The following is a 21,078-nucleotide window of genomic DNA, read 5'->3' as shown; positions in this document are numbered from 1 at the left end:
AATGGATTTATATAAAATTCAGCAAAACATCTTACGAAAAGCCAAGATTGATCCTCAAAAGGTTAACGCTTGGATTTATAACAATCAAAGTATAGTGTTCGATTTTCTGTTGAACGACTATTTTGTCAGCGTCAGTTATACGGCAGTAGGACAAACCTTTAACTTTATTGAGCGTAATAAGAGCAAGGTTTCTAAGATTTCCGGCTTCCATAAATTTCTGAAATATATTTCAGAAATTTATGGAAGTTACCCACAATCGGTTAATCAAGAAAAGACAGTATTGTCTTTTAAATTTGCTGAAGCCGATTGGGCAAAAATCGAGGATAAATTTAGTGAGATTTTAGAAGTTACTTCCATTTATCTTGGCAGCGAACTGTGCTACATCCTGAATGTTGAAAAAAATAAAGGCATTAATTTAGCCGAGTATTTGGATAAGCCGGAAGTTGAATACATTGGTGTTAAAGGCGACAGTAATGAGTTTTTCCTAAGCTATGCTCGGAATCATGGTCTAAGTGATTATGTTTATGAGCTAAATAATAGAGGCTTTTTAGCTGTTGAACACAAAATGGGTGTAAGTGTGTTCCGTCGTGTGAACAAGCACAGTTATAAAGATCTTTTGGCTTATTTCCCAGACTCTTTCCATGAGTTGGAGAATGTCATTTATACTGTTGAAGCACCGAAAGTATTGAGTGCCAACAAGAAAAACCTATTGGTGTTGTTCTCTTATACCAATAAGAGCAATGAGAATATGGTTGACCGTTATTATAGCCACCCATTTCCATTTATCAGCAACAGCATTATGCCAAATACTTATATCATCCGTATGGCTGATGTATCGGACGCGTTTGGCAGTCACGGGTTGAATACAAAGTTTGATGAAAATATCGAAGACAATATCCAGCGTTTCATTAAGAGCCTGATGAGTATTTATGGCGTAGATAAGAAAAACGTAGTCATTTGTGGTGCATCATCAGGCGGTACAGGGGCGGTATATCACGGCTTAATTGGCGGGTACAAAACCTTTGCAATCGACCCATTTTTGGGCAACCATAAATACTATGGTGGCAAAGATCCATTGTATCTGCACTCTATCCGTACGCCGATTTTGGAGACTTTCAAAAAGCTACCAGATGTAATTGATCATAACCTTGAAAATCAAGTAGTCATTTCATCGGCTAAAGTATCAGAGTTTTATCCGGATATTAAAGAGCTGAAAGAAGCATTGCCTACAGTTGTATTATGCGAGTTTGACTTTGAAAAAATTCAAAAGCACATAGATTTTTCAGGCAATACAGTATTCTTGTCCAATACCATTATCAATAATTTGCTGTTGGACATCCATATTACTGATTCGGACATTAATCTGAACTAAATGCGAAGTAAATAGACAGTAAGTTTAAAATTTACTGTCTATTTTTTTAATATTTGAACCATATTTATCATGTTTGGGGAATGTAATGGTAGATAAAACGACTGAAGAATTTCAGCAAGAAATTCTTAAAAATATCAAATTAAAAAATACGTCTGTTGATATTTATTATCAGCAGAATGTGTACTGCAATTTCAAATCTGACCGTGAAACACCATTTTCTGTCAGTTTAAATTTAGTTTGGCAAAAGATTTTCCTGTTTTATCGTAATAAAAGTGAGATAGATAATATCGGAGAAATGTTTCCAAACTTCAGTTTATCTAAGCAGGATGGGGATAATGTATACATTTATGATGTCAGTGCTTTGGATTTTGCCCAAACCTGTGCGGTCTTTATCAAATTGGCCGAACGTGCGGAACAATATTTTTCTGAACGGCCAGTAGTTAACAGCCGCAAAAAAGAAGTGATGTCAGGTAATTATATCGACACCTCTGGAAATAAAATTACTGCACCTGATAATCTGCGAAACTGTCATTTCCAATTTCTAGGAGGAGGTGGGAATGAAGTTGTTATCCACCCTAATGCAAACTTGCGTAATGTATTTTTAGAATTTTTAGGCAAGGACAGCAAAGTCTATATTGGAGAAAATGTTTCTATGCAAGGCCAATGGTGTTTGGGAGTAGGCTGTACGATTAACATCGGTAGTAAAACTACCAGTACCAATCCGGTTTATATTACTGTTGCCGAACATACAACCTTGTCCATTGGTGAAGATTGTATGTTTGCCACTAATAATCAAATCCGTACTGATGATGCACACCCAATTTATGATGTTCATACTGGAAAACGTTTAAATGTTTCTAAAGACGTTACTATTGGAGACAGAGTGTGGGTAGCCTATGGCGCAACAATTTGGGGTGGCACAAAGATTGGTAGCGGTAGTATTGTTGGTGCATTTTCGGTAGTGAAAAAACATTTTCCTAATAACTGCGTTATTGCAGGCGTGCCGGCTAAAGTCATACGCAAAGATGTATTTTGGGAACGCAATAATGTTTTATATACAGATATAGATGAAGGTAAGGATTTGGCAGAAATGAATCATGTCACCTATATCAATTCAACAGTAGAACTTGATTAGTGCATCTAACAGTAAAGGCCGTCTGAAAACATAAAAGTTTTCAGACGGCCTTTTTTAAGATAAGACAAAGGTTATTCTAAACAAGCCAATTGTTTTTTCAGACACTCAGCCTGTAATGCCTTGTCACCTTTAGCTTCGGCTATTTCAGCTGCCAGTTTCCAATATGCTGCTGTGTCTTGTAGAGAGAGACTGTCAAAATAACGTTGTGCTGCCTGATGGTTTTTCAGACGGCATAAAGCAGTTGTATAAAGATACATCGTTTCCGGTGAGGCTTGTGCAAAATCAGCCAATATTTTGGTGACAGACTCCCAATCTTGGTTTTGGGCAAGTTTTTCAGCTTCATACAAGGCCAAAGACGGATTCTCGGGATATTTTTGGCGCAGTTGAGCCAATAGATATCTTTCGCCGTCAGTGTTACCGGCAGCGTACATTTTTTTCAGATAATCGACTGTTAAATCTTCAGGAATTAAGAGCAGATTTTCTTCAAAGGCACGGTTAAGCTGGGTAAATAGTTTTTCAGAATCACCGCGTAATTTTGCCAGTCTTGCAATGGCGATACGGCAACTTGGATCATTTTGAGTATGTTTTTCAAAAGCAACCAAATACTGATGCGCGCCTTGTAAGTTACCAAGTTTCATGCAGAGGTAAGAAGCCAACAGCTCGGGTTTGAGATAGCCTTTTTGGCGATCGTCCAAGCTATCAATATACGTTTTCAGTAAAGCCAATGCTACAAAATAATTCTGCTCCGATAGCTTTTGTGCTACGGTCAACAAAGGTTGATATGAGTCGGGTAAGTCTGTACCTATCCGGGCAAACAGTTTTTCAGACGACCTTTTTGCTTGGTGAAACGAGGCTGCAAGTAATGCGACAAGTAAATCATTTTGCGTTCCTATATGCTCGTTTTCAGCAAAAAATTCCGCCCCTTTAACAGCATTACCGATATATAAGTCCATTTTCGCATGCCAGTAACCTGCGGTATCGGGATAATCAGGTAACAGGTTTTGCAAAGTATCAAACTGGTTGCTCTCAAATAAAGCGTTCAGATAACGATGGCGATAATCAGCTGTTTCTTCCGCATTCAGACGGCCTGTATCAAGCAGAGTTTGGATAAGGTTGCTGCCAAGTCCCATGCATGATGATTCTCTGCTTGGGTAATCATATTCTGAATAATAGGCAGATTATCTGTAGTGTCAGGTTGGTCAAGTGCTGTAATAGACTGATAGACACGCTCACAATTATTCGAATCCCTAAATTGGAATGTCTTATCAATGCGTGTTTGATACAAATCTGGTACTTTAGCTTGGTTTTCTACTAGATCTTTTAATGCTGCCAGAAGTTCTGTTTCATTATAAGCAACTGCACCAAAACCATCTCGGTTATAGTCAAAATAACCTTTTTGATAGGTGTGATTTCCACTGGAGAATACTTCATCATAATCAAATTGATAATACAAAATAGCTTTATTCAAGTAGGCTACATCAAATGCAACAGATGAGTAGTCTGTAATCAAGATGCTAGTATTTTGGAAGACGGATTGGATGTTACCTTCTGAATAGCTATAGATTTTAATAAAGTCAGGCACAGTGAACTCATCCATGTATTCCTGAATACTTGGATGTGGTGCAAAGACGATTTGATAACCTTGATCATTCAGTTCTTTTAATATGGCGTGATTCATGAAACCATGCCAATGTTTGGCATAGTTAGTTTTCATGAAGTTAGGGTTTCTTGTTCGTTCTGTACCTGAAATATATGTGCCTACAATGGAGCTACGCCATGTTGGCATAATTAAAATCTGTTTAGATTCAGTATTGTTATTGATGAGTAAACGGTCATAACGAGGGAAACCTGTCAGTTTAACTTCTTTTTTACCAAATTTATAAGCAGTCGTGTTGTCCACAATAGAATGGTATTCTGGATTTGTCGCTGTAACGAAACAAGCAATTTTTTTGGTATTTAACCAACCTGATAAATCATCTTTCGTAATGCCATGTTGTAAAAAGACGTAGTCTTTATCTAATAGGGAATCATCTTTGAAATAATGTGTGATATATCCATCAACATGACTACTGATGATTTTTTCGCAGTCTTTTAATTTACTCTCAAATGCAGATGAGCCAAATTCAAGCAAATTAAACCCATCTTGTTCGAGCCTTTTCCAATCAGAGGAGGTTTTTTTCAGGGCAAAATAAATATCTTGTTCTGGATGATTTTCACTAATATAACGATATAAGTGTTCTGCATTATCATCGGCCTGATTGTCCCTATCCATTAAAATCCAGGCATTCGATTTAACCGTGGATTTTTGTTTGAATGAAGTGAATACTGTTTCGATTGGTAGTTTGTCAAATTGTTTTCCTGAGAATGTTAATTTGGCTCTTTTACCGGCTAGAAAAAGTTCTAAATCGCCCATGTCGTGACAAGGAAGCCATGTTCGGTATTCTTTAGTGTATAAACTGCCTAGAAAGTCATAGACAACTTCTTTTTGGTATTTAGGGAATATTTCCTTACCATTGATTACCCATTGTTCAACAATTGGAAAATTTGAAAAATATTTCACCAAAATCTGTTTCTTTTTCAAATCAAAATCTTCAATATAGGCAATTTGATTCTTAGGTGCCGTATTTTTAAATAAACCGAGCAGAGCTACTTTTTGGAAAAACCATGTCCCTGCTAAATTAAAGCGAAGAATTGTTGCTTCATCAATATATGAAAACATTTCATGTAATAAGGCAACGAAATGTTTTTTTTGCTCTTCACTTAGGTGTGACAATGCTGCAGGTTTGTTTACGATACGACCAAAATACCAGATGATATGGTATAGGACGATTCTTTGAATATGCTCAGGGACTTTTCCAAATTTCATTTTGGCTGTTTTCAAAATTTCAATACAGCCTTTTTCAATTACCCTAGAAAATAGTAATGGATTGTTCCATGCTCCATCTAACGTGGACGAACCATCAGAACGTTTTCGATAAAAATAACTGATTTTTGACAGAAAAGCAGCATTAGTTGAGGCATCAGTATTTAGAATATAATCGGTAACAAATTTTGCATCTTCAAAGCTAGGTTTCATTGCCTCATCAAAATAAATATGTGCATTACGGATATTATCAATTTTGAAAAAAGCAGTACTTGCAGATAATTGTAGGTGATCTTTTAGATTAGATAATGGAAGGACAACATCCCCTTTAGCAAAACGATATTTTAAGGGGTGTGTATCTTTCACCATGTCTTTATCTTCAAAGTAGAAGACTAATGGGCAACCTACTATGCTAATGTTGGCATTATTACTTAAGAAGTTATCTGTTTTGTAGAAGTAATCAGAAGAAACAAAATCATCTGGATCTATGAATGTTACCCATTCGGTTTTTACATGTTGCAAACCCAGATTGCGAGCCGAGGCCTGGCCGCCATTTTCTTTGTAAAAATAATGGATATTTTGGGGAAACTTGGCTTGCCATCGTTTGATGATTTCTGCCGAATGGTCGGTTGACCCATCATCTACTAGAATGATTTGAATGTGTTTTTTGAAATTCAAGCTTTGTTTGACGATACTGTCAAAGTATTCATCAAGGTATTTTTCGACGTTATAAACGGCTGAAACGATTGTAAATTGATTATTACCTTCGTATTTTAAGGGAAGGTATTTTTTGAGTTTCATTACGCGTTTGGCGTACATGTCGCGGAAAAAGAGTTTAGGGTCTCGTAAGAGCTTCCGAAATTTTTTATTGTTCATTTTTTTGACCTTTTATTTTTATTTGGTTTTGAAGTAATTTTCCAGCATTTGAATCAGTTTGTCCTGGTAGTTTTCAATCTGTTGCTGGCTGTGAAAATCGTTGGCACAAAAAGAGTGTGGCTGCCACCCATTTTTTTTATTTTCCAAGAGCTTGATATATTGGGCAGGCGCTTTGTTGGAGCGGATATTAAAATAATAACATATTTCATTACCTACTGTAGATTTCCTGTTTAAAAACATCAGCCAAGGTACGAGGAAGGTGGCAAGGTTGAGATCGTGGTTAGAACGGAAACGGTTGGATAAAAAGGCTTCAATCTCAGTACGGTAGTGCTGCCAAGCAAATTGAAAGCTGCTTTTATGCAGTGGGATATAGGTGTGTACTAACGGACGGTCGATATGGCAGTCGTAGTGCTGTTGTAATAGTGTGATACAGTTTTTTGAGGCGGAAAGAGTTGGTGTGTCGGTTCCTCTTTCGGACATTTGTTTTAGGCTTTTGTCTGCAATAAAAAGTGAAGCAATGCCGTTGGCGTGAAAAAAATGTTCCTTCGGTAATGGTCGGGCAACAAATACATCATCGTTAAAATAGATGAAGTGTTCATTTAGATTGGGAATGTTGTGCAGGTGTGCTTCGATTACATGCGAATTGAAGGTGGGCAGGTATTGCGGGTCAATGATTTGACTGTGATCTATTATGCTGACATTGGGATAGTCGGCAGGATTGAGCCAGTCGGGGCGTTGGTTGTCGGTAATGATGTAGATATGGTTGACCCACGGCAGGAAGGTACGCACGCTGTGAAGTGAATAGTAAAGTTCGTTGTGGTTGCTGAAACGGGCTTCGTCATTATTGTGGAGTGCGTTTTGTTCGGCAGTAGGGCTATGTTGGCGGCGGCGTTGCTGCCATTTGGGATCTTGGTTATTTACCCATGTGAAAACGACATCAACTTTAATAGGGGGAAGATTGATACTATTTTCAAGTTCGGCTAAATACAGGGTGTTGTCGATAATGACCGGTTCGTCAGACTCTGTTGTACGCTGTTCGGCATTGCGGACAGGGTATCTTTTATTGAGATAGTCGCGGAAGAATACACCTGGTTGTCGAATCAGTTTTTTAAGTTTTCTCATGACGGTATTCGCTGTAATGTGATGTTTTTTGATACTTATGTCAGGTTTTCAGACGGCCTAATATTTCATCAGGTGTTATAATGGTCGTGCTTAATTAAAAGTATAGTGAGATTTAATCAATGTTGAAAGCAGAATGTCTTACCCGCAGGGGCATGTTATTGTTGTGTGTCAGCCTGTTGGCCGCATGCTCTTCTCTTCCTAATTCCGGCCCAAGTACACGAAATGTTGTTGCTTTGGGGCAACAGCCGGCTACAGCCGAAGTGCCGGAGGTGGAATTGATTGATGTGAATGGCGCGGTGGCTCAGTCACTATATCAAGCGCAAGTTAATCAGTCATTTGCTCAGTTGGGCGATGGTACATCATCAATAGGAGCTATCAATATAGGCGATGTACTGGATATTACGATTTGGGAAGCTCCTCCGGCTGTGTTGTTCGGTGGGGCTTTGTCGTCTACCGGTTCGGGTAATGCGCAGCAAACGAAGCTGCCTGAACAGATGGTCAGCTCTTCAGGTACGATTTCTGTGCCGTTTATCGGCGATGTGTCTGTCCTCGGTAAAACACCGGTTCAGGTGCAAAATATTATCAAAGGCCGTCTGAAAAAAATGGCGAACCAGCCGCAGGTAATGGTGCGTATGGTGCAAAATAATGCGGCGAATGTATCGGTTATCCGCGCGGGTAACAGTGTGCGTATGCCTTTGACGGCTGCAGGCGAGCGCGTGTTGGATGCAGTGGCTGCCGTGGGCGGTTCGACTGCGAATGTTCAGGATACGAACGTACAGCTGACACGTGGCAATGTTGTCAGAACGATTGCTTTGGAAGATTTGGTGGCGCATCCGCGTCAAAATATTTTGTTGCGCCGCGGTGATGTGGTCACAATGATTACTAATCCGAGCACATTTACTTCTATGGGTGCGGTCGGTCATACGCAGCAGATTGGTTTCTCTGTGAAGGGCTTGTCTTTGGCTGAGGCTGTGGGACGTATGGGCGGCTTGCAGGATTATAGTGCAGATGCGCGCGGCGTATTTGTATTCCGTTATGCGCCTTTATCCGAGCTGCCTCCTGAGAAACAATCTAAATGGGTTGAAAAGGGGTATGGCGATCGTGCGGAGATTCCTGTGGTCTACCGTTTGAACCTGGCAGATGCGAATTCTATGTTTTGGATGCAGCGTTTCCCTGTAAAGGATAAGGACGTGGTGTACGTATCGAATGCGCCGATGGCCGAAGTACGCAAGTTCTTGTCATTTGTGTTCTCGCCTGTGGTTAGCGGTGCGAACAGTATTAATAATTTAGTGAACTAATGGGGAAAATAATGTCTGAGCAAGTTTCTGCAAATGTGGATGTGAAACCGGAACAACCGGCTCCCGAAAAGAAAAAGGCCAAAAAGTCTTGGTTGCGTAAGATTAATCCGTTGCTTTGGGTAACGGTTATCGTGCCGACTTTGTGTTCCGGTGTGTATTACGGAATATTTGCTTCCGATCAATTCACATCCCAGTCCAGCTTTGTGGTGCGTTCTCCTAAAAGCCAATCGTCTTTGAACGGCTTGGGCGCTATTTTGCAGGGGTCCGGTTTTTCTCGTGCGCAAGACGATATTTATACCGTGCAGGAATATATGCAGTCGCGTTCAGCTTTGGACGCGTTGCGTAAGAAAATGCCCGTTCGTGATTTTTATGAAAAAGAAGGCGACATCTTCAGCCGTTTTAATGGTTTTGGCCTGCGTGGCGAGGATGAGGCGTTTTATCAATACTACCGCGATAAGGTATCCATCCATTTTGACTCTGTCTCAGGCATTTCCAACTTGAGCGTTACATCGTTTAATGCCGGTGAATCTCAAAAGATCAATAATGCTCTGCTCAAACAGGGTGAGGTATTGATCAACCAGCTGAACGAACGTGCGCGTCAGGATACGATTCGTTATGCTCAAGAAGTGGTTAATTCTGCTGAAGAACAAGTTAAAGAAGCTTCGGCTCAATTGACCAAATTCCGTGTGTCCAACGGTATTTTTGACTTGAAGGCGCAATCTGATGTGCAAATGGGTTTGGTATCCAAATTGCAGGACGAGTTGATTGTCATTCAAACCCAGCTTGACCAGGTAAAAGCCGTTACGCCTGAAAACCCGCAAATTCCGGGTCTGATTGCGCGTGAGAAGAGCTTGCGTAAAGAAATTTCGCAACAAATGAAAGCGATTTCCGGCGGTGGCGAGGGTTCGTTGTCCAATCAGGCGGCGGAATATCAACGCGTGTATTTGGAAAACGAATTGGCTGAGAAACAATTGGCTGCGGCGATGACTTCTTTGGAAAGTGCAAAAGCGGAAGCAGATCGCCAGCAATTGTATTTGGAAGTGATTTCCCAGCCGAACAAACCTGACTTGGCACATGAGCCAAACCGTTTGTACAACATCGTGGCAACGTTTGTCATCGGTTTGATTGTCTATGGCATTGCCGTGTTGCTGTCTGCAAGTATCCGTGAGCATAAAAACTGATGAAAGAGCTACATAAAACATCGTTTTTGGAGTCGCTGCTTATCCAAAAAAGGGTAATCGGCGCACTCTTAATGCGTGAAATTATTACTCGCTACGGTCGTAATAACATTGGTTTTTTGTGGTTGTTTGTCGAACCTTTGCTGCTGACTTTGGTTATGGTGTTGATGTGGAAATTTTTCCGCATGCACAACGTGTCAGCTTTGAATATCGTGGCATTCACGCTGACAGGCTATCCGATGATGATGATGTGGCGTAATGCTTCTAATCGTTCTATCGGTTCGATTTCGGCCAATACAAGCTTGCTGTATCACCGAAATGTACGCGTTTTGGATACCATTTTTGCGCGTATGTTGTTGGAGATTGCCGGCGCCACCATTGCGCAGGTCGTGATTATGTTCGCATTGGTCATCATCGGTTGGATTGATGTACCGGCAGATATTTTCTATATGTTGTTGGCTTGGCTTTTGATGGCAATGTTTGCCGTTGGATTGGGGCTGGTCATCTGTTCGGTGGCGTTTCACTTTGAGCCGTTTGGTAAGGTTTGGAGTACCATCAGTTTTGTGATGATGCCTTTGTCCGGCGTGTTTTTCTTCGTACACAACCTGCCTCAGCAGTTGCAACATTATGTATTAATGCTTCCGATGGTGCATGGTACAGAAATGTTCCGTGCCGGATATTTTGGCGACAGCGTTACGACTTACGAAAATCCTTGGTATATTTTGTTGTGTAATTTAGTTTTGCTGCTGCTTGGTTTGGCGATGGTGGCGAGATTCAGCAAAGGGGTTGAGCCGCAATGATTTCAGTTGAACACGTTTCCAAACGCTATCTGACCCGCCAAGGTTGGCGGACAGTCTTGCACGATATCAACTTCAAAATGGAGAAGGGCGAGAAAATCGGTATTCTCGGCCGCAACGGTGCAGGTAAATCGACGCTCATCCGTTTGATTAGCGGCGTTGAGCCGCCGACCACGGGCGAAATCAAGCGGACGATGAGTATTTCTTGGCCTTTGGCATTCTCCGGTGCATTTCAAGGCAGTCTGACCGGTATGGACAATTTGCGTTTCATCTGCCGGATTTACAACGTCGACATCGATTATGTGAAGAACTTTACCGAAGAGTTTTCCGAGCTGGGTCAATATCTTTACGAGCCGGTTAAGCGTTATTCTTCAGGTATGAAGGCGCGTTTGGCATTTGCTTTGTCGTTGGCGGTAGAATTTGACTGCTATCTGATTGACGAAGTGATTGCGGTTGGCGACTCGCGCTTTGCCGATAAATGTAAGTACGAGTTGTTTGAAAAGCGCAAAGACCGTTCCATCATTTTGGTATCGCACAGCCACAGCGCCATGAAGCAGTATTGCGATAATGCGATGGTGTTGGAAAAAGGACATATGTACCAGTTTGAAGACATGGACAAAGCCTACGAATATTATAATTCGCTGCCTTAAAGCGATTGTTTTTTAAATCAGGCCGTCTGAAATTTCAGACGGCCTGTCCGTTGGAATTCTATTGATGAACATTACTCAAATTCTTTCCCAAGAACTCTCCGCCACTACCGCGCAAATCAATGCCGCCATTGAGCTTTTAGACGACGGTGCGACCGTGCCGTTTATCGCGCGTTACCGCAAGGAAGCCACGGGCGGGCTGGACGATACGCAGTTGCGCCAGCTTGCCGAGCGGCTGCAATACCTGCGCGAGTTGGAAGAGCGCAAAGCTGTTGTTTTAAAAAGCATTGAAGAGCAAGGCAAGCTTTCAGACGACCTCAGGGCGCAAATCGAAGCCGTCGACAACAAAACCGCGCTGGAAGACCTGTATCTGCCCTACAAACCCAAACGCCGCACCAAAGCGCAAATCGCGCGCGAACACGGTTTGCAGCCGCTGGCGGATATGTTGCTTGCTGAGCAGCCGCAGGACGTGGAAGCGGCCGCGCAAGGCTACCTGAACGAAAACGTTCCCGACACCAAAGCCGCGCTGGACGGCGCGCGCGCGATTCTGATGGAGCAGTTTGCCGAAGACGCGGAACTCATCGGTACGCTGCGCGACAAGCTGTGGAACGAAGCCGAAATCCACGCGCAAGTCATTGAAGGCAAAGAAACCGAAGGCGAAAAATTCAGCGATTATTTCGATCACCGCGAACCCGTCCGCACCATGCCCAGCCACCGCGCGCTGGCGGTTTTGCGCGGCCGCAACGAAGGCGTGTTGAACATCGCGCTCAAATACCAACCCGATGACACGCCGATTACCCAGCAAAGCGAATACGAGCAACTCATCGCCCGCCACTTCAAGGTTTCAGACGGCCACAAATGGCTACGCGATACCGTGCGCCTGACTTGGCGCGCAAAAATCTTTTTGTCGTTGGAACTTGAAGCCCTAAATCGTTTGAAAGAAGCCGCCGATACTGATGCGATTACCGTGTTCGCCCGCAATCTCAAAGACTTGCTGCTCGCCGCGCCTGCCGGACGGCTGACGACTTTGGGTCTCGACCCCGGCTACAAGAACGGCGTGAAATGCGCCGTGGTGGACGACACGGGCAAGCTGCTGGATACCGTCATCGTCTATTTGCACCAAGAAAACAATATGTTGGCAACGCTGTCACGCCTGATTAAACAACACGGCGTGAAGCTCATCGCCATCGGCAACGGCACCGCCAGCCGCGAAACCGACAAAATCGCGGGCGAACTGGTGCGCGGAATGCCGGAAATGGGGCTGCACAAAATCGTCGTCTCCGAAGCCGGCGCGTCGATTTATTCCGCGTCCGAACTGGCGGCGCGCGAGTTCCCCGACTTGGACGTTTCCCTGCGCGGCGCGGTGTCCATCGCCCGTAGGCTGCAAGACCCGCTCGCTGAACTGGTCAAAATCGACCCCAAATCCATCGGCGTGGGCCAGTATCAGCACGACGTGAACCAAAGCCAGCTCGCCAAATCGCTGGACGCAGTGGTCGAAGACTGCGTGAACGCCGTCGGCGTGGACGTGAACACCGCTTCCGCCCCGCTATTGGCGCGGATTTCCGGTTTGAATCAGACCCTTGCCCAAAACATCGTCGCCTACCGCGATGAAAACGGCGCATTCGACAGCCGCAAAAAATTACTGAAAGTGCCGCGTTTGGGCGAAAAAACCTTCGAGCAGGCGGCGGGCTTTTTGCGGATTAACGGCGGCAAAGAGCCGCTGGATGCGAGTGCCGTCCACCCCGAAGCCTATCCCATCGTCGCCAAAATGCTGGCGCAACAAGGTATTACCGCCGCCGAACTCATCGGCAACCGCGAGCGCGTCAAGCAAATCAAAGCGTCCGACTTCATCGACGAACGCTTCGGCCTGCCGACCATTCTGGACATCCTGTCCGAACTGGAAAAACCCGGCCGCGACCCGCGCGGCGAGTTTCAGACGGCCTCCTTCGCCGAAGGCATCCACGAAATCAGCGACTTGCAAGTCGGCATGATACTCGAAGGCGTGGTCTCCAACGTCGCCAACTTCGGCGCATTCGTGGACATCGGCGTCCATCAGGACGGCTTGGTGCACATCTCCGCCCTGTCCAATAAATTCGTCCAAGACCCGCGCGAAGTGGTGAAAGCCGGCGACGTGGTGAAAGTGAAAGTGCTGGAAGTCGACGCCGCACGCAAACGCATCGCGCTGACTATGCGCCTGGATGACGAAGCGGGCGGCGCAGCCAAAAGCAACAGGCCGTCTGAAACCCGACATCAGGAACGCCGCGACCGCAAACCCCAACGCAACGAGCGAGCCCCGACCAATTCGGCGATGGCGGATGCGTTTGCGAAGTTGAAGCGGTAAGGTAGAAAACCAATTGAAGGTCGTCTGAGAAGTGATGTTCAGACGGCCTTTATCGTATAGGACGGATTAGATAATTGATGGAGTGGATATAGTGCTGCGTCTATTGAATCTTACCGATACATTTTGTAGTAGGCACATGCAAACAAGCGTATAGTTCCAAATATTACAAACCCATCATCACAACCTTAGGAGTTCAAACCATGAAACCTGTTTTGTTTGCCGCGCTGATTTCCTGTTTCTCCGTTGCGGCCTATGCGGCCTGTACCGACAGCCAGCAGCAGTGCGTGATTTATAAAAACGGTAATGTTGCGACAGAAGGCGGCTGTACGGTCAGTAAGTGCCAAAGTGCCGATGCGCAAGTGTTGAAATGGAAGCTGAAAAACGGTAAAGGCGTAACCGTTGAAATCGGTAAAAACGGTAAGGTTTTGGTGAACAAAAAACCGGGTGCGAAAGCGAACAACAGCAATGCGTCAGGCATGGGTTTGACATGCTATGCCGCCGATGCGGACAAACGCGAACAGTTCTGCTCGACCAATTATTGATTGGATTGTTGCTTTGATTAAAGGCCGTCTGAAAAGTGTTTCAGACGGCCTTGATGTTTATCCTTCCGATATTTTTTCATTGAAAAAGTCGATAAAGCTGCGCACTTTCGCGCTGAGAAAGGCCCTGTCGACATAGGTGGCGTTCAGTTGGTCTGTCCAGATGGTGTAATCAGGCAGGAGTTGGACCAATGTGCCGTCCTTCAATTCCTGCTGGACCGCCCAAAGGGGCTGATAGCCTATGCCTGCGCCTGCTTTAATCAGCTCGCGTATCATCAGCGTGTTGTCGCTGCGGATAACGGGGGAGAGATGGAGAATGGCTTTTTCTCCGGTTTGGCGGTGGGTAATTTCCCAGTTTTGTTGACTGGTATAGGAAGGCAGGATGGCTTGGTGCCGCATGACGGCTTCGGGTGTATCGGGTGTACCGTGCCGGGCAAGGTAGTCGGGTGCGGCAAGTAGGACGAATTCGATTTTGGCCAGTGGTTTGACGATCAGCGAAGGGGAGGGGGTTTTGGAAACGCGCAAGGCGAGGTCGAAACCTTCGGCGATGAGGTCGATATGGCGGTTGTCGAGGACGAGGTCGAGCGTGACTTTGGGATAACGCTGGCGGTATTCGGCCAACCATGTGCTCATGTTGCCGCCTGCAAACCACAAGGGCATGGTAACGCGCAACATACCTTGCGGCGTGTCGGCACCGCCTGCCGCTTTTTGGGCGGCGGTGTCCAAGGTATCCAGCGCGTAGCTGCATTGGCGGTAGTATTCTTCGCCTGCTTCGGTTAGATGAAGGTTGCGGCTGTTGCGGTGTAAGAGCTTGGCTTGTATGGTGTTTTCCAGATGGCTGACGTGTTTGCTGGCCATGGCTGTGGAGATGTCGAGCTGATCAGCGGCACGGGTAAAACTGCCGCTTTGAACAACTTGGCGGAAAACTTTCAGGCTGAATAGGGTGTCCATGATTTCTTATTAGGAAACGTTGTATCAATAATTCGAGTATATATCTCTTACTGAGAATTATCTATACTGCACTTATTGAAATTGCTCCCTACCTCTTTCAGGTAGCCATTAAAATAAGGATTATGAAGATGTCAGCCCTCAAATCATTCCAACCTGTTGTATTGTCCGTCTTGCGCATTGTGACGGCGTATCTGTTTTTGCTGCATGGCACGGCCAAGTTTTTCAGTTTTCCGATGTCCATGGGCGGCGCGCCTGAAGGTTTGATGCTGGTGGCCGGTATTTTGGAAATTGTCGGCGGTATCTTATTGATATTGGGCCTGTTTACGCGTCCGTCCGCGTTTGTTTTGTCCGGCCAGATGGCAGTCGCCTACTTTATGGCGCATGCGTCTTCTGGTAATGTATTGTTTCCATTGGCCAACCAGGGTGAATCTGCCGTTTTGTTCTGTTTCGTGTTTTTGTATCTGGCAGTAGTCGGCGGCGGAGCGTGGGCTTTGGATAGCGTTTTTGGTAAAGATAAAGATTAATTTAAGGAAAAGATCATGACTTATTCTGTTTTGCAACAAGCTGCTGAAACCCGTCGTTCTATCTATGCATTGAACAACACCCTGCCTCTGTCCAATGAGGAAGTCACCAAAATCATCGAACACGCCGTTTTGCATACGCCGTCTTCTTTCAATTCGCAATCTGCCCGAGTGGTCGTATTATTTGGCGAAGAACATGCCAAAGTGTGGCATTTTGTTGAAGAAGCGTTGCGTGCGGTTGTTCCTGCCGAGCAGTTTGAAGCCACTGCGCAAAAACTGAGCTTGTTTAAAGCAGGCGCGGCGACAGTTTTGTTCTTTGAAGATCAAGATGTTGTCAAAGGCTTGCAAGAGCAGTTCCCATCTTATGCGGCCAATTTCCCGATCTGGGCGGATCAGGCAAATGCTATGGTTCAATATGCTGTGTGGACAACATTGGCGGCTGCCGGTGTCGGCGCCAATCTGCAGCACTACAATCCGCTGCCTGATGCGGCCATTGCCAAAGAATGGAACCTGCCGGAAAGCTGGTTGTTGCGTGCGCAAATGGTGATTGGCGGTATCGCGGTTCCTGCCGGCGAAAAAGCCTTCCAACCAATCGAAGGCCGTCTGAAAGTATTCGGCGCATAAATGAAATGATGTTTTAAATAAAGGGTGTTTTTTGAAATACCAAAATTAAAAAGGCCGTCTGAAAACAGTTTCAGACGGCCTTTTATCTATGCCATGAAATCAACCGCGGCGCCAAGTTGTACCGCCGGCGTTGTCTTCCAGAATGATTTTGTGTTCGTTCAGAAGGTCGCGGATACGGTCGGATTCCGCCCAGTTTTTATCCGCACGTGCCTGTTTGCGGCGGGCGATTAAGTCTTCGATTTCTTCGTTGGAGAGGCCATCTGAAACCGCACCACCTTGCAGAAACTCAATCGGATCACGTTGCAGCAGGCCGATGATGCCGCCCAAAGCTTTCAGGCAGCCGGCAAGGTTTGCATCATTGGTTTTGTTCACTTCGCCTGCCAGCTCAAACAACACGGCAACCGCTTCGACCGTACCGAAATCGTCGTTCATGGCAGCGTAGAAACGGCTGGTGTAGTCGTTGGCGTTTTCAGATAAATCAAACTCAGCCGCCGGTGTGTTTTTCAACGTGGTGTACAGGCGGGTCAGCGCGCCTTTTGCGTCGTCTAAATGCGCGTCGGAGTAGTTCAGCGGGCTGCGGTAGTGGGCGCGCAGGATGAAGAAGCGCACGACTTCGGGGTCGTATTGTTTCAACACTTCGCGGATGGTGAAAAAGTTGCCCAACGATTTGGACATTTTTTCGCCATCCACGCGGATGAAGCCGTTGTGCAGCCAGTATTTGACATGGCTGGCAATGCTTTGACCGTGGTGGGTTTGCGCGTGGTCATGGCCGCAGGTATGCCCTGTCGCGCCGACACTTTGGGCGATTTCGTTTTCGTGGTGCGGGAACTGCAAATCCGCGCCACCGCCGTGGATGTCGAAAGTATCGCCGAACAGGTTTTCACTCATGGCAGAGCATTCGATGTGCCAACCCGGACGGCCATTGCCCCACGGGCTTTCCCATGCCGGCTCGCCTGCTTTGGCCGCTTTCCACAACACAAAATCAAGCGGATCGCGTTTGAAACCGTCCACTTCCACGCGCTCGCCTGCGCGCAGGTCGTCCAACGATTTGCCCGACAATTGACCGTAAGCGGCAAACTCGCGCACGGCGTAATAAACGTCGCCGTTTGCGGCAGGATATGCCTTGCCGTTTTGAATCAGGGTTTCAATCATGGCAATCATTTGTGGGATGTTTTCTGTTGCCTTCGGCTCGATGTCGGGACGCAACACACCCAAAGCATCGGCATCTTCGTGCATAGCCTGAATGAAACGCGCAGTCAGATCGCCGATGGTTTCGCCGTTTTCAGCCGCACGGGCGATGATTTTGTCGTCGATGTCGGTAATATTGCGCACATAAGTGAGCGGATAACCGCACTCGCGCAACCAACGGGCAATCATGTCAAACACAACCATCACTCGGGCATGGCCTAAGTGGCAATAGTCGTAAACAGTCATGCCGCAAACGTACATACGCACGTTTTTAGGATCGATGGGGGAGAAGGGTTCTTTTTGACGGGTTAGGGTGTTGTAGATGGTGGTCATGGTGTTTGGTATTGGATAAAAAAGTTATGCATTAGGGCATTAGAAGTATGCTTTATTGAAATGGGAAAAACAGATAATTTATTGTTTCTTTGTTGGTAATGTGATTTTTTCAGTCGGCACATTATGCTTTTGTGCATATTCGCACGCAATAGCATGTGATTTTTTTTTCAATGATAATGGTAGTTTAGATTCTGTTAGCGTAGAGTTACCTCTGAGTAAAGGTTGCTCATATTGCGTAGCTAATCCTCCTAAAGAGGTTAGCTGTGGTTGTTGGCAATCTTCGATAATCATATGGGAAGATAAAGAATGGATTTTTCCTCCCTCATTAAAATGCGTAATAACTATTCCACTTAAATAAACAACTGTTTTATTGTTTGGTAGAGTGAGTACGGATTTTTCTAGGCTTTCCGAGAGTAAATATGCAGGTAGATTGTCATGTGTATCAATCAGTATCCAGTTTTTGGGCGTTACAAAAGTATCGCCGTTGGCTTGATATGAATTTGTTTGTAAGATAGTTGAGCAAGCAGCTAATAAGCTTATCGGAATAAAAATAGAAATTTTTTTTAACATAGTTTTCCTTTGTTAAATGGCTTGGGCTGTTATACCTCATTAAGTAATATTTTTGTATCTTGATCTGCATGGTAGGTTTACACCCACACGATACGGTTGATATGTTTTCAGACGACCTTTCTATCCAATAGACCGTCTGAAATTTTTACTCCGGCTTAAACACGCCAGTATCTGTTTTAGGCTGCTGCTCGGCAATTTCGGCTTTTGCCGCAGCCTGCTCCGCTTCGGCTTTTTCAGCTTCGATGCGTTTTTTCTCGGTCAGGTATTGGTTGATTTGGTGTACCAATTCCTGCGTGCCTTGGTGGGTCAGGGCGCTGATTTGGAAGAGGCGTGGGGTTTCCATATCGAATTGGAAGCGGTCGTCTGGTTTCGGGTAGTCCCAGCCGATGGCTTCGAGGAAGGCGGCTGTACGCGTTTGGGCTTCTTCTTCATCGAGCATGTCGAGTTTGTTCAGCACCAGCCAGCGCGGTTTGTCGTAGAGTTCTTCGTCGTATTTGCGCAGTTCGTTGATAATAGCGAGGGCTTCTTCGGCAGGGTTGACGGTTTCGTCGAAGGGGGCCAAATCAACAACGTGCAACAGCAGGCCGGTGCGCGATAGGTGTTTGAGGAAGCGGTGGCCGAGGCCTGCGCCTTCTGCTGCGCCTTCAATCAGGCCGGGGATGTCTGCCATGACGAAGCTGTGGTTTTCGTCGATGCGCACGACGCCTAAGTTCGGATGCAGGGTGGTGAAGGGGTAGTTGGCGATTTTGGGGCGCGCGGCGGATACGGCGGTAATCAGGGTGGATTTACCGGCGTTGGGCATGCCCAATAAGCCGACATCGGCGAGGACTTTGAGTTCGAGTTGCAGGGAACGGGCTTCGCCTTCTTCGCCGGGCGTGGATTGTTTCGGGGCGCGGTTGACGGAGGATTTGAAGTGGATGTTGCCCAAGCCGCCTTTGCCGCCTTTAGCAAGGCAGACGCGCTGGCCGTGGTGGGTGAGGTCGGCGACGATTTCGTCGGTGTCGAGGTCGCGGATGAGGGTGCCGACGGGCATTTTGAGGACGATGTCGTCCGCCCCTGCGCCGTAGCGGTCGGAGCCGTGGCCTTTTTCGCCGTTTTTGGCTTGGTAGCGTTTGACGAAGCGGTATTCGACGAGGGTGTTGGTGTTTTCGTCGGCTTCTGCCCAAACGCTGCCGCCTTTGCCGCCATCGCCGCCGTCTGGGCCGCCGCGGGGTACGAATTTTTCTCGGCGGAAACTGGTTGCGCCATTACCGCCTTTACCTGCGGCGACTTCGATTTTTGCTTCGTCGATGAATTTCATGGTGTTCTCTTATGGGTATTCGGTTGTTTCAGACGGCCTTTGTTAATAGAGGAGCTTGGTGTCTGAACGGATAAAATGTTGCTTATTATAAAGGATATTTCGGTTTTAGGCCGTCTGAAATATGGTTTCAGACGGCCTTGGATTTATTGGGCGAGGGCTTGGTCGATTTCTTGATAGAGTTGGGTGAAATTGGGTTCGCCAACGTAGGTTTTCAGGATGTTGCCGTTTTTGTCGATCAGGACGGAAGTCGGGTAAACCTGTGTGCCAAAGGCTTTTGCTGCAGTTTTGTCGGCATCGTACATGACGGTGAAAGGAAGGTCGTATTCTTTGACGTATTGATGGACGCTTTCAATGGGGTCGATGGGTTGGGCAATGCCGAGGACTTGGAAGTTTTTTCCTTGATAGTCTTGGGCGGTTTTGATGATCTTAGGCATTTCGCTCACGCAGCCGGGGCAGGAGGGAAACCAGAAGTTAATGAGGGTAACTTTGTCTTTTAAATCGGCGTTGGTAATGGTTTTGCCTTGCAGGTCGGGCAGGGCGAAATCAGGGGCGACTTTGTTGCTGGGGATAAGGACGAAGGTGAGAAGCGCGCCAATCGTGGCAACGACAAGGAGTGTGAGTATTTTTTTCATGATTCGAGGTTTTGAATTGCGTGTGCTAAGGTTTTGGGAACGCTGATGCTGCGGCCGCTTTCGCTGCTGACGGGCATAAGAGTCACTTCGGCTTCGATGGCGGCTTTGCCGTTGGGTAGAGTCGCGGTTTGGCTAAGGATGATGTGGCGTGTGCCGATATCTTTCAGACGGCCTGTAAAGGTTAAAACATCGCCTTCAAGCGATGGGCGGCGATAGCGGATATCAACGCGTGCAACAACGAGCATGATGCCTTTGAGTTCGGACAGAAGGTCATGCTCTTGAAAAAACGTCCAGCGCGCTTCTTCGAGAAATTCGAGATAGCGCGCATTGTTGACGTGGCCGTAGCCGTCGAGGTGGTAGTTGCGGACGGTCAGTTTCATCAGTTGAGATTGATGGGTTGGAACTCTTCGCGTGCGATTGGTTCGTGTTCGAGGTCAGTAATCACGGTGGAGAGTTGGATGTCGAACCATTCGTTGAAAATGTCGGCGTCCAAATCAGGCCATTCGCTTTCGTCTTCGCACCAGTCGGCCAATTCGGCAGCAAAAATATCTTCAAAACGCGCTTCGATTTCGTCCCATACTTCGTCGGCGGTTTCACATGGGCGAACGAGGTAGGAATTGGCATCGGCTTGGATATCTTCAAGTGTCAGGCCATCTAGGTGATTGCCGGGCAGGGATTTCAGCCAGTTCCAAAAAGGATCGAGGGGGATAAGCAGGAAGACGCTGCGGTTGACTTCGTACATGGTGTTTTCCTTGGGTTCTGTATAGTTGAATGATATAGCAAAGGTGGTA

Annotated in this window: 20 protein-coding genes; 10 read left to right on the top strand and 10 right to left on the bottom strand. The window is 46.0% G+C overall.

Going from position 1 to position 21,078, the window contains the following annotated elements:
- Position 1: 1 nt before the first annotated feature.
- Together HMPREF2711_RS04620 and HMPREF2711_RS04615 are read left to right on the top strand one after the other, a co-directional pair.
- Positions 2-1,372 (top strand): XcbB/CpsF family capsular polysaccharide biosynthesis protein, encoded by a 1,371-nt coding sequence (locus tag HMPREF2711_RS04620; RefSeq protein ID WP_003747976.1) that lies wholly within the window; start codon positions 2-4, stop codon positions 1,370-1,372.
- Positions 1,373-1,457: 85 nt separating this feature from the next.
- Complete coding sequence (locus HMPREF2711_RS04615; protein ID WP_003747978.1) at positions 1,458-2,507, top strand: acyltransferase; 1,050 nt, start codon at positions 1,458-1,460, stop codon at positions 2,505-2,507.
- 71 nt (positions 2,508-2,578) lie between these two features.
- Here HMPREF2711_RS04615 and HMPREF2711_RS11255 read toward each other — a convergent pair whose 3' ends face one another.
- The 3 genes from HMPREF2711_RS11255 to HMPREF2711_RS04605 form a co-directional block, all read right to left on the bottom strand.
- The gene (locus tag HMPREF2711_RS11255; RefSeq protein ID WP_283118202.1) at positions 2,579-3,637 is read right to left on the bottom strand and encodes a tetratricopeptide repeat protein; all 1,059 of its coding nucleotides are present in this window, start codon (positions 3,635-3,637) and stop codon (positions 2,579-2,581) included.
- Positions 3,586-6,171 carry a CDP-glycerol glycerophosphotransferase family protein gene (locus HMPREF2711_RS04610; RefSeq protein ID WP_283118201.1) on the bottom strand — a complete coding sequence of 862 codons (2,586 nt, stop codon included), beginning with the start codon at positions 6,169-6,171 and terminating at the stop codon, positions 3,586-3,588. Before HMPREF2711_RS04610 ends, HMPREF2711_RS11255 begins: the two co-directional genes overlap by 52 nt.
- Before the next feature lie 93 nt (positions 6,172-6,264).
- Positions 6,265-7,368 carry a stealth family protein gene (locus tag HMPREF2711_RS04605; RefSeq protein WP_003747983.1) on the bottom strand — a complete coding sequence of 368 codons (1,104 nt, stop codon included), beginning with the start codon at positions 7,366-7,368 and terminating at the stop codon, positions 6,265-6,267.
- 119 nt (positions 7,369-7,487) lie between these two features.
- Here HMPREF2711_RS04605 and HMPREF2711_RS04600 point away from each other — a divergent pair, with 119 nt between their 5' ends.
- The 6 genes from HMPREF2711_RS04600 (at position 7,488) to HMPREF2711_RS04575 (ending at position 14,171) form a co-directional block, all read left to right on the top strand.
- Positions 7,488-8,666 (top strand): polysaccharide biosynthesis/export family protein, encoded by a 1,179-nt coding sequence (locus tag HMPREF2711_RS04600; protein WP_003747985.1) that lies wholly within the window; start codon positions 7,488-7,490, stop codon positions 8,664-8,666.
- An 11-nt stretch (positions 8,667-8,677) separates the two neighbouring features.
- Entirely contained in the window at positions 8,678-9,847 is a 1,170-nt protein-coding gene (locus HMPREF2711_RS04595) for a capsule polysaccharide transporter (RefSeq protein WP_003747986.1), read from the top strand.
- Positions 9,847-10,644, top strand: a complete 798-nt coding sequence (locus HMPREF2711_RS04590; RefSeq protein ID WP_003747988.1) for an ABC transporter permease — start codon at positions 9,847-9,849, stop codon at positions 10,642-10,644. The genes HMPREF2711_RS04595 and HMPREF2711_RS04590 overlap by 1 nt, the downstream gene beginning before the upstream one ends.
- Positions 10,641-11,291 (top strand): ABC transporter ATP-binding protein, encoded by a 651-nt coding sequence (locus HMPREF2711_RS04585; RefSeq protein WP_003747991.1) that lies wholly within the window; start codon positions 10,641-10,643, stop codon positions 11,289-11,291. The genes HMPREF2711_RS04590 and HMPREF2711_RS04585 overlap by 4 nt, the downstream gene beginning before the upstream one ends.
- A gap of 64 nt (positions 11,292-11,355) precedes the next feature.
- A complete protein-coding gene (locus HMPREF2711_RS04580; RefSeq protein ID WP_003747992.1) occupies positions 11,356-13,629 on the top strand; it encodes a Tex family protein in 2,274 nt (757 codons plus the stop codon).
- Between the two features lie 200 nt (positions 13,630-13,829).
- The gene (locus HMPREF2711_RS04575) at positions 13,830-14,171 is read left to right on the top strand and encodes a hypothetical protein (RefSeq protein ID WP_003683849.1); all 342 of its coding nucleotides are present in this window, start codon (positions 13,830-13,832) and stop codon (positions 14,169-14,171) included.
- A gap of 57 nt (positions 14,172-14,228) precedes the next feature.
- Here the strand turns inward: HMPREF2711_RS04575 and HMPREF2711_RS04570 are convergent, their stop codons facing one another.
- On the bottom strand, positions 14,229-15,119 hold the full coding sequence (locus HMPREF2711_RS04570; RefSeq protein WP_003747995.1) for a LysR family transcriptional regulator: 891 nt from the start codon (positions 15,117-15,119) through the stop codon (positions 14,229-14,231).
- 128 nt (positions 15,120-15,247) lie between these two features.
- On the opposite strand from HMPREF2711_RS04570, the gene HMPREF2711_RS04565 reads away from it, so the two are divergent.
- Complete coding sequence (locus tag HMPREF2711_RS04565) at positions 15,248-15,643, top strand: DoxX family protein (RefSeq protein WP_003747996.1); 396 nt, start codon at positions 15,248-15,250, stop codon at positions 15,641-15,643.
- Between the two features lie 15 nt (positions 15,644-15,658).
- Positions 15,659-16,264, top strand: coding sequence for a nitroreductase family protein (locus tag HMPREF2711_RS04560; RefSeq protein ID WP_003747998.1), 606 nt, complete (start codon positions 15,659-15,661; stop codon positions 16,262-16,264).
- 99 nt (positions 16,265-16,363) lie between these two features.
- On the opposite strand, the gene cysS is transcribed toward HMPREF2711_RS04560, so the two are convergent.
- From cysS to HMPREF2711_RS04530, 6 genes are all read right to left on the bottom strand, one after another.
- Positions 16,364-17,785 carry a cysteine--tRNA ligase gene (cysS, locus tag HMPREF2711_RS04555; protein ID WP_003747999.1) on the bottom strand — a complete coding sequence of 474 codons (1,422 nt, stop codon included), beginning with the start codon at positions 17,783-17,785 and terminating at the stop codon, positions 16,364-16,366.
- 78 nt (positions 17,786-17,863) lie between these two features.
- Entirely contained in the window at positions 17,864-18,355 is a 492-nt protein-coding gene (locus tag HMPREF2711_RS04550) for a hypothetical protein (protein ID WP_036493930.1), read from the bottom strand.
- Positions 18,356-18,500: 145 nt separating this feature from the next.
- Positions 18,501-19,655 (bottom strand): GTPase ObgE, encoded by a 1,155-nt coding sequence (obgE, locus tag HMPREF2711_RS04545; protein WP_070615676.1) that lies wholly within the window; start codon positions 19,653-19,655, stop codon positions 18,501-18,503.
- Between the two features lie 143 nt (positions 19,656-19,798).
- Positions 19,799-20,287, bottom strand: a complete 489-nt coding sequence (locus HMPREF2711_RS04540) for a peroxiredoxin family protein (protein WP_070615673.1) — start codon at positions 20,285-20,287, stop codon at positions 19,799-19,801.
- Positions 20,284-20,667 carry an acyl-CoA thioesterase gene (locus tag HMPREF2711_RS04535; protein WP_063076752.1) on the bottom strand — a complete coding sequence of 128 codons (384 nt, stop codon included), beginning with the start codon at positions 20,665-20,667 and terminating at the stop codon, positions 20,284-20,286. The genes HMPREF2711_RS04540 and HMPREF2711_RS04535 overlap by 4 nt, the downstream gene beginning before the upstream one ends.
- The gene (locus tag HMPREF2711_RS04530; protein ID WP_003681812.1) at positions 20,667-21,029 is read right to left on the bottom strand and encodes a hypothetical protein; all 363 of its coding nucleotides are present in this window, start codon (positions 21,027-21,029) and stop codon (positions 20,667-20,669) included. The genes HMPREF2711_RS04535 and HMPREF2711_RS04530 overlap by 1 nt, the downstream gene beginning before the upstream one ends.
- Positions 21,030-21,078 lie beyond the last annotated feature (49 nt).

Source organism: Neisseria sp. HMSC070A01, from assembly GCF_001810165.1.
Classification (GTDB): Bacteria; Pseudomonadota; Gammaproteobacteria; order Burkholderiales; family Neisseriaceae; genus Neisseria.
Note: the sequence above shows the minus strand (reverse complement) of the source record. Positions and strands in the feature narration are given on the sequence as shown.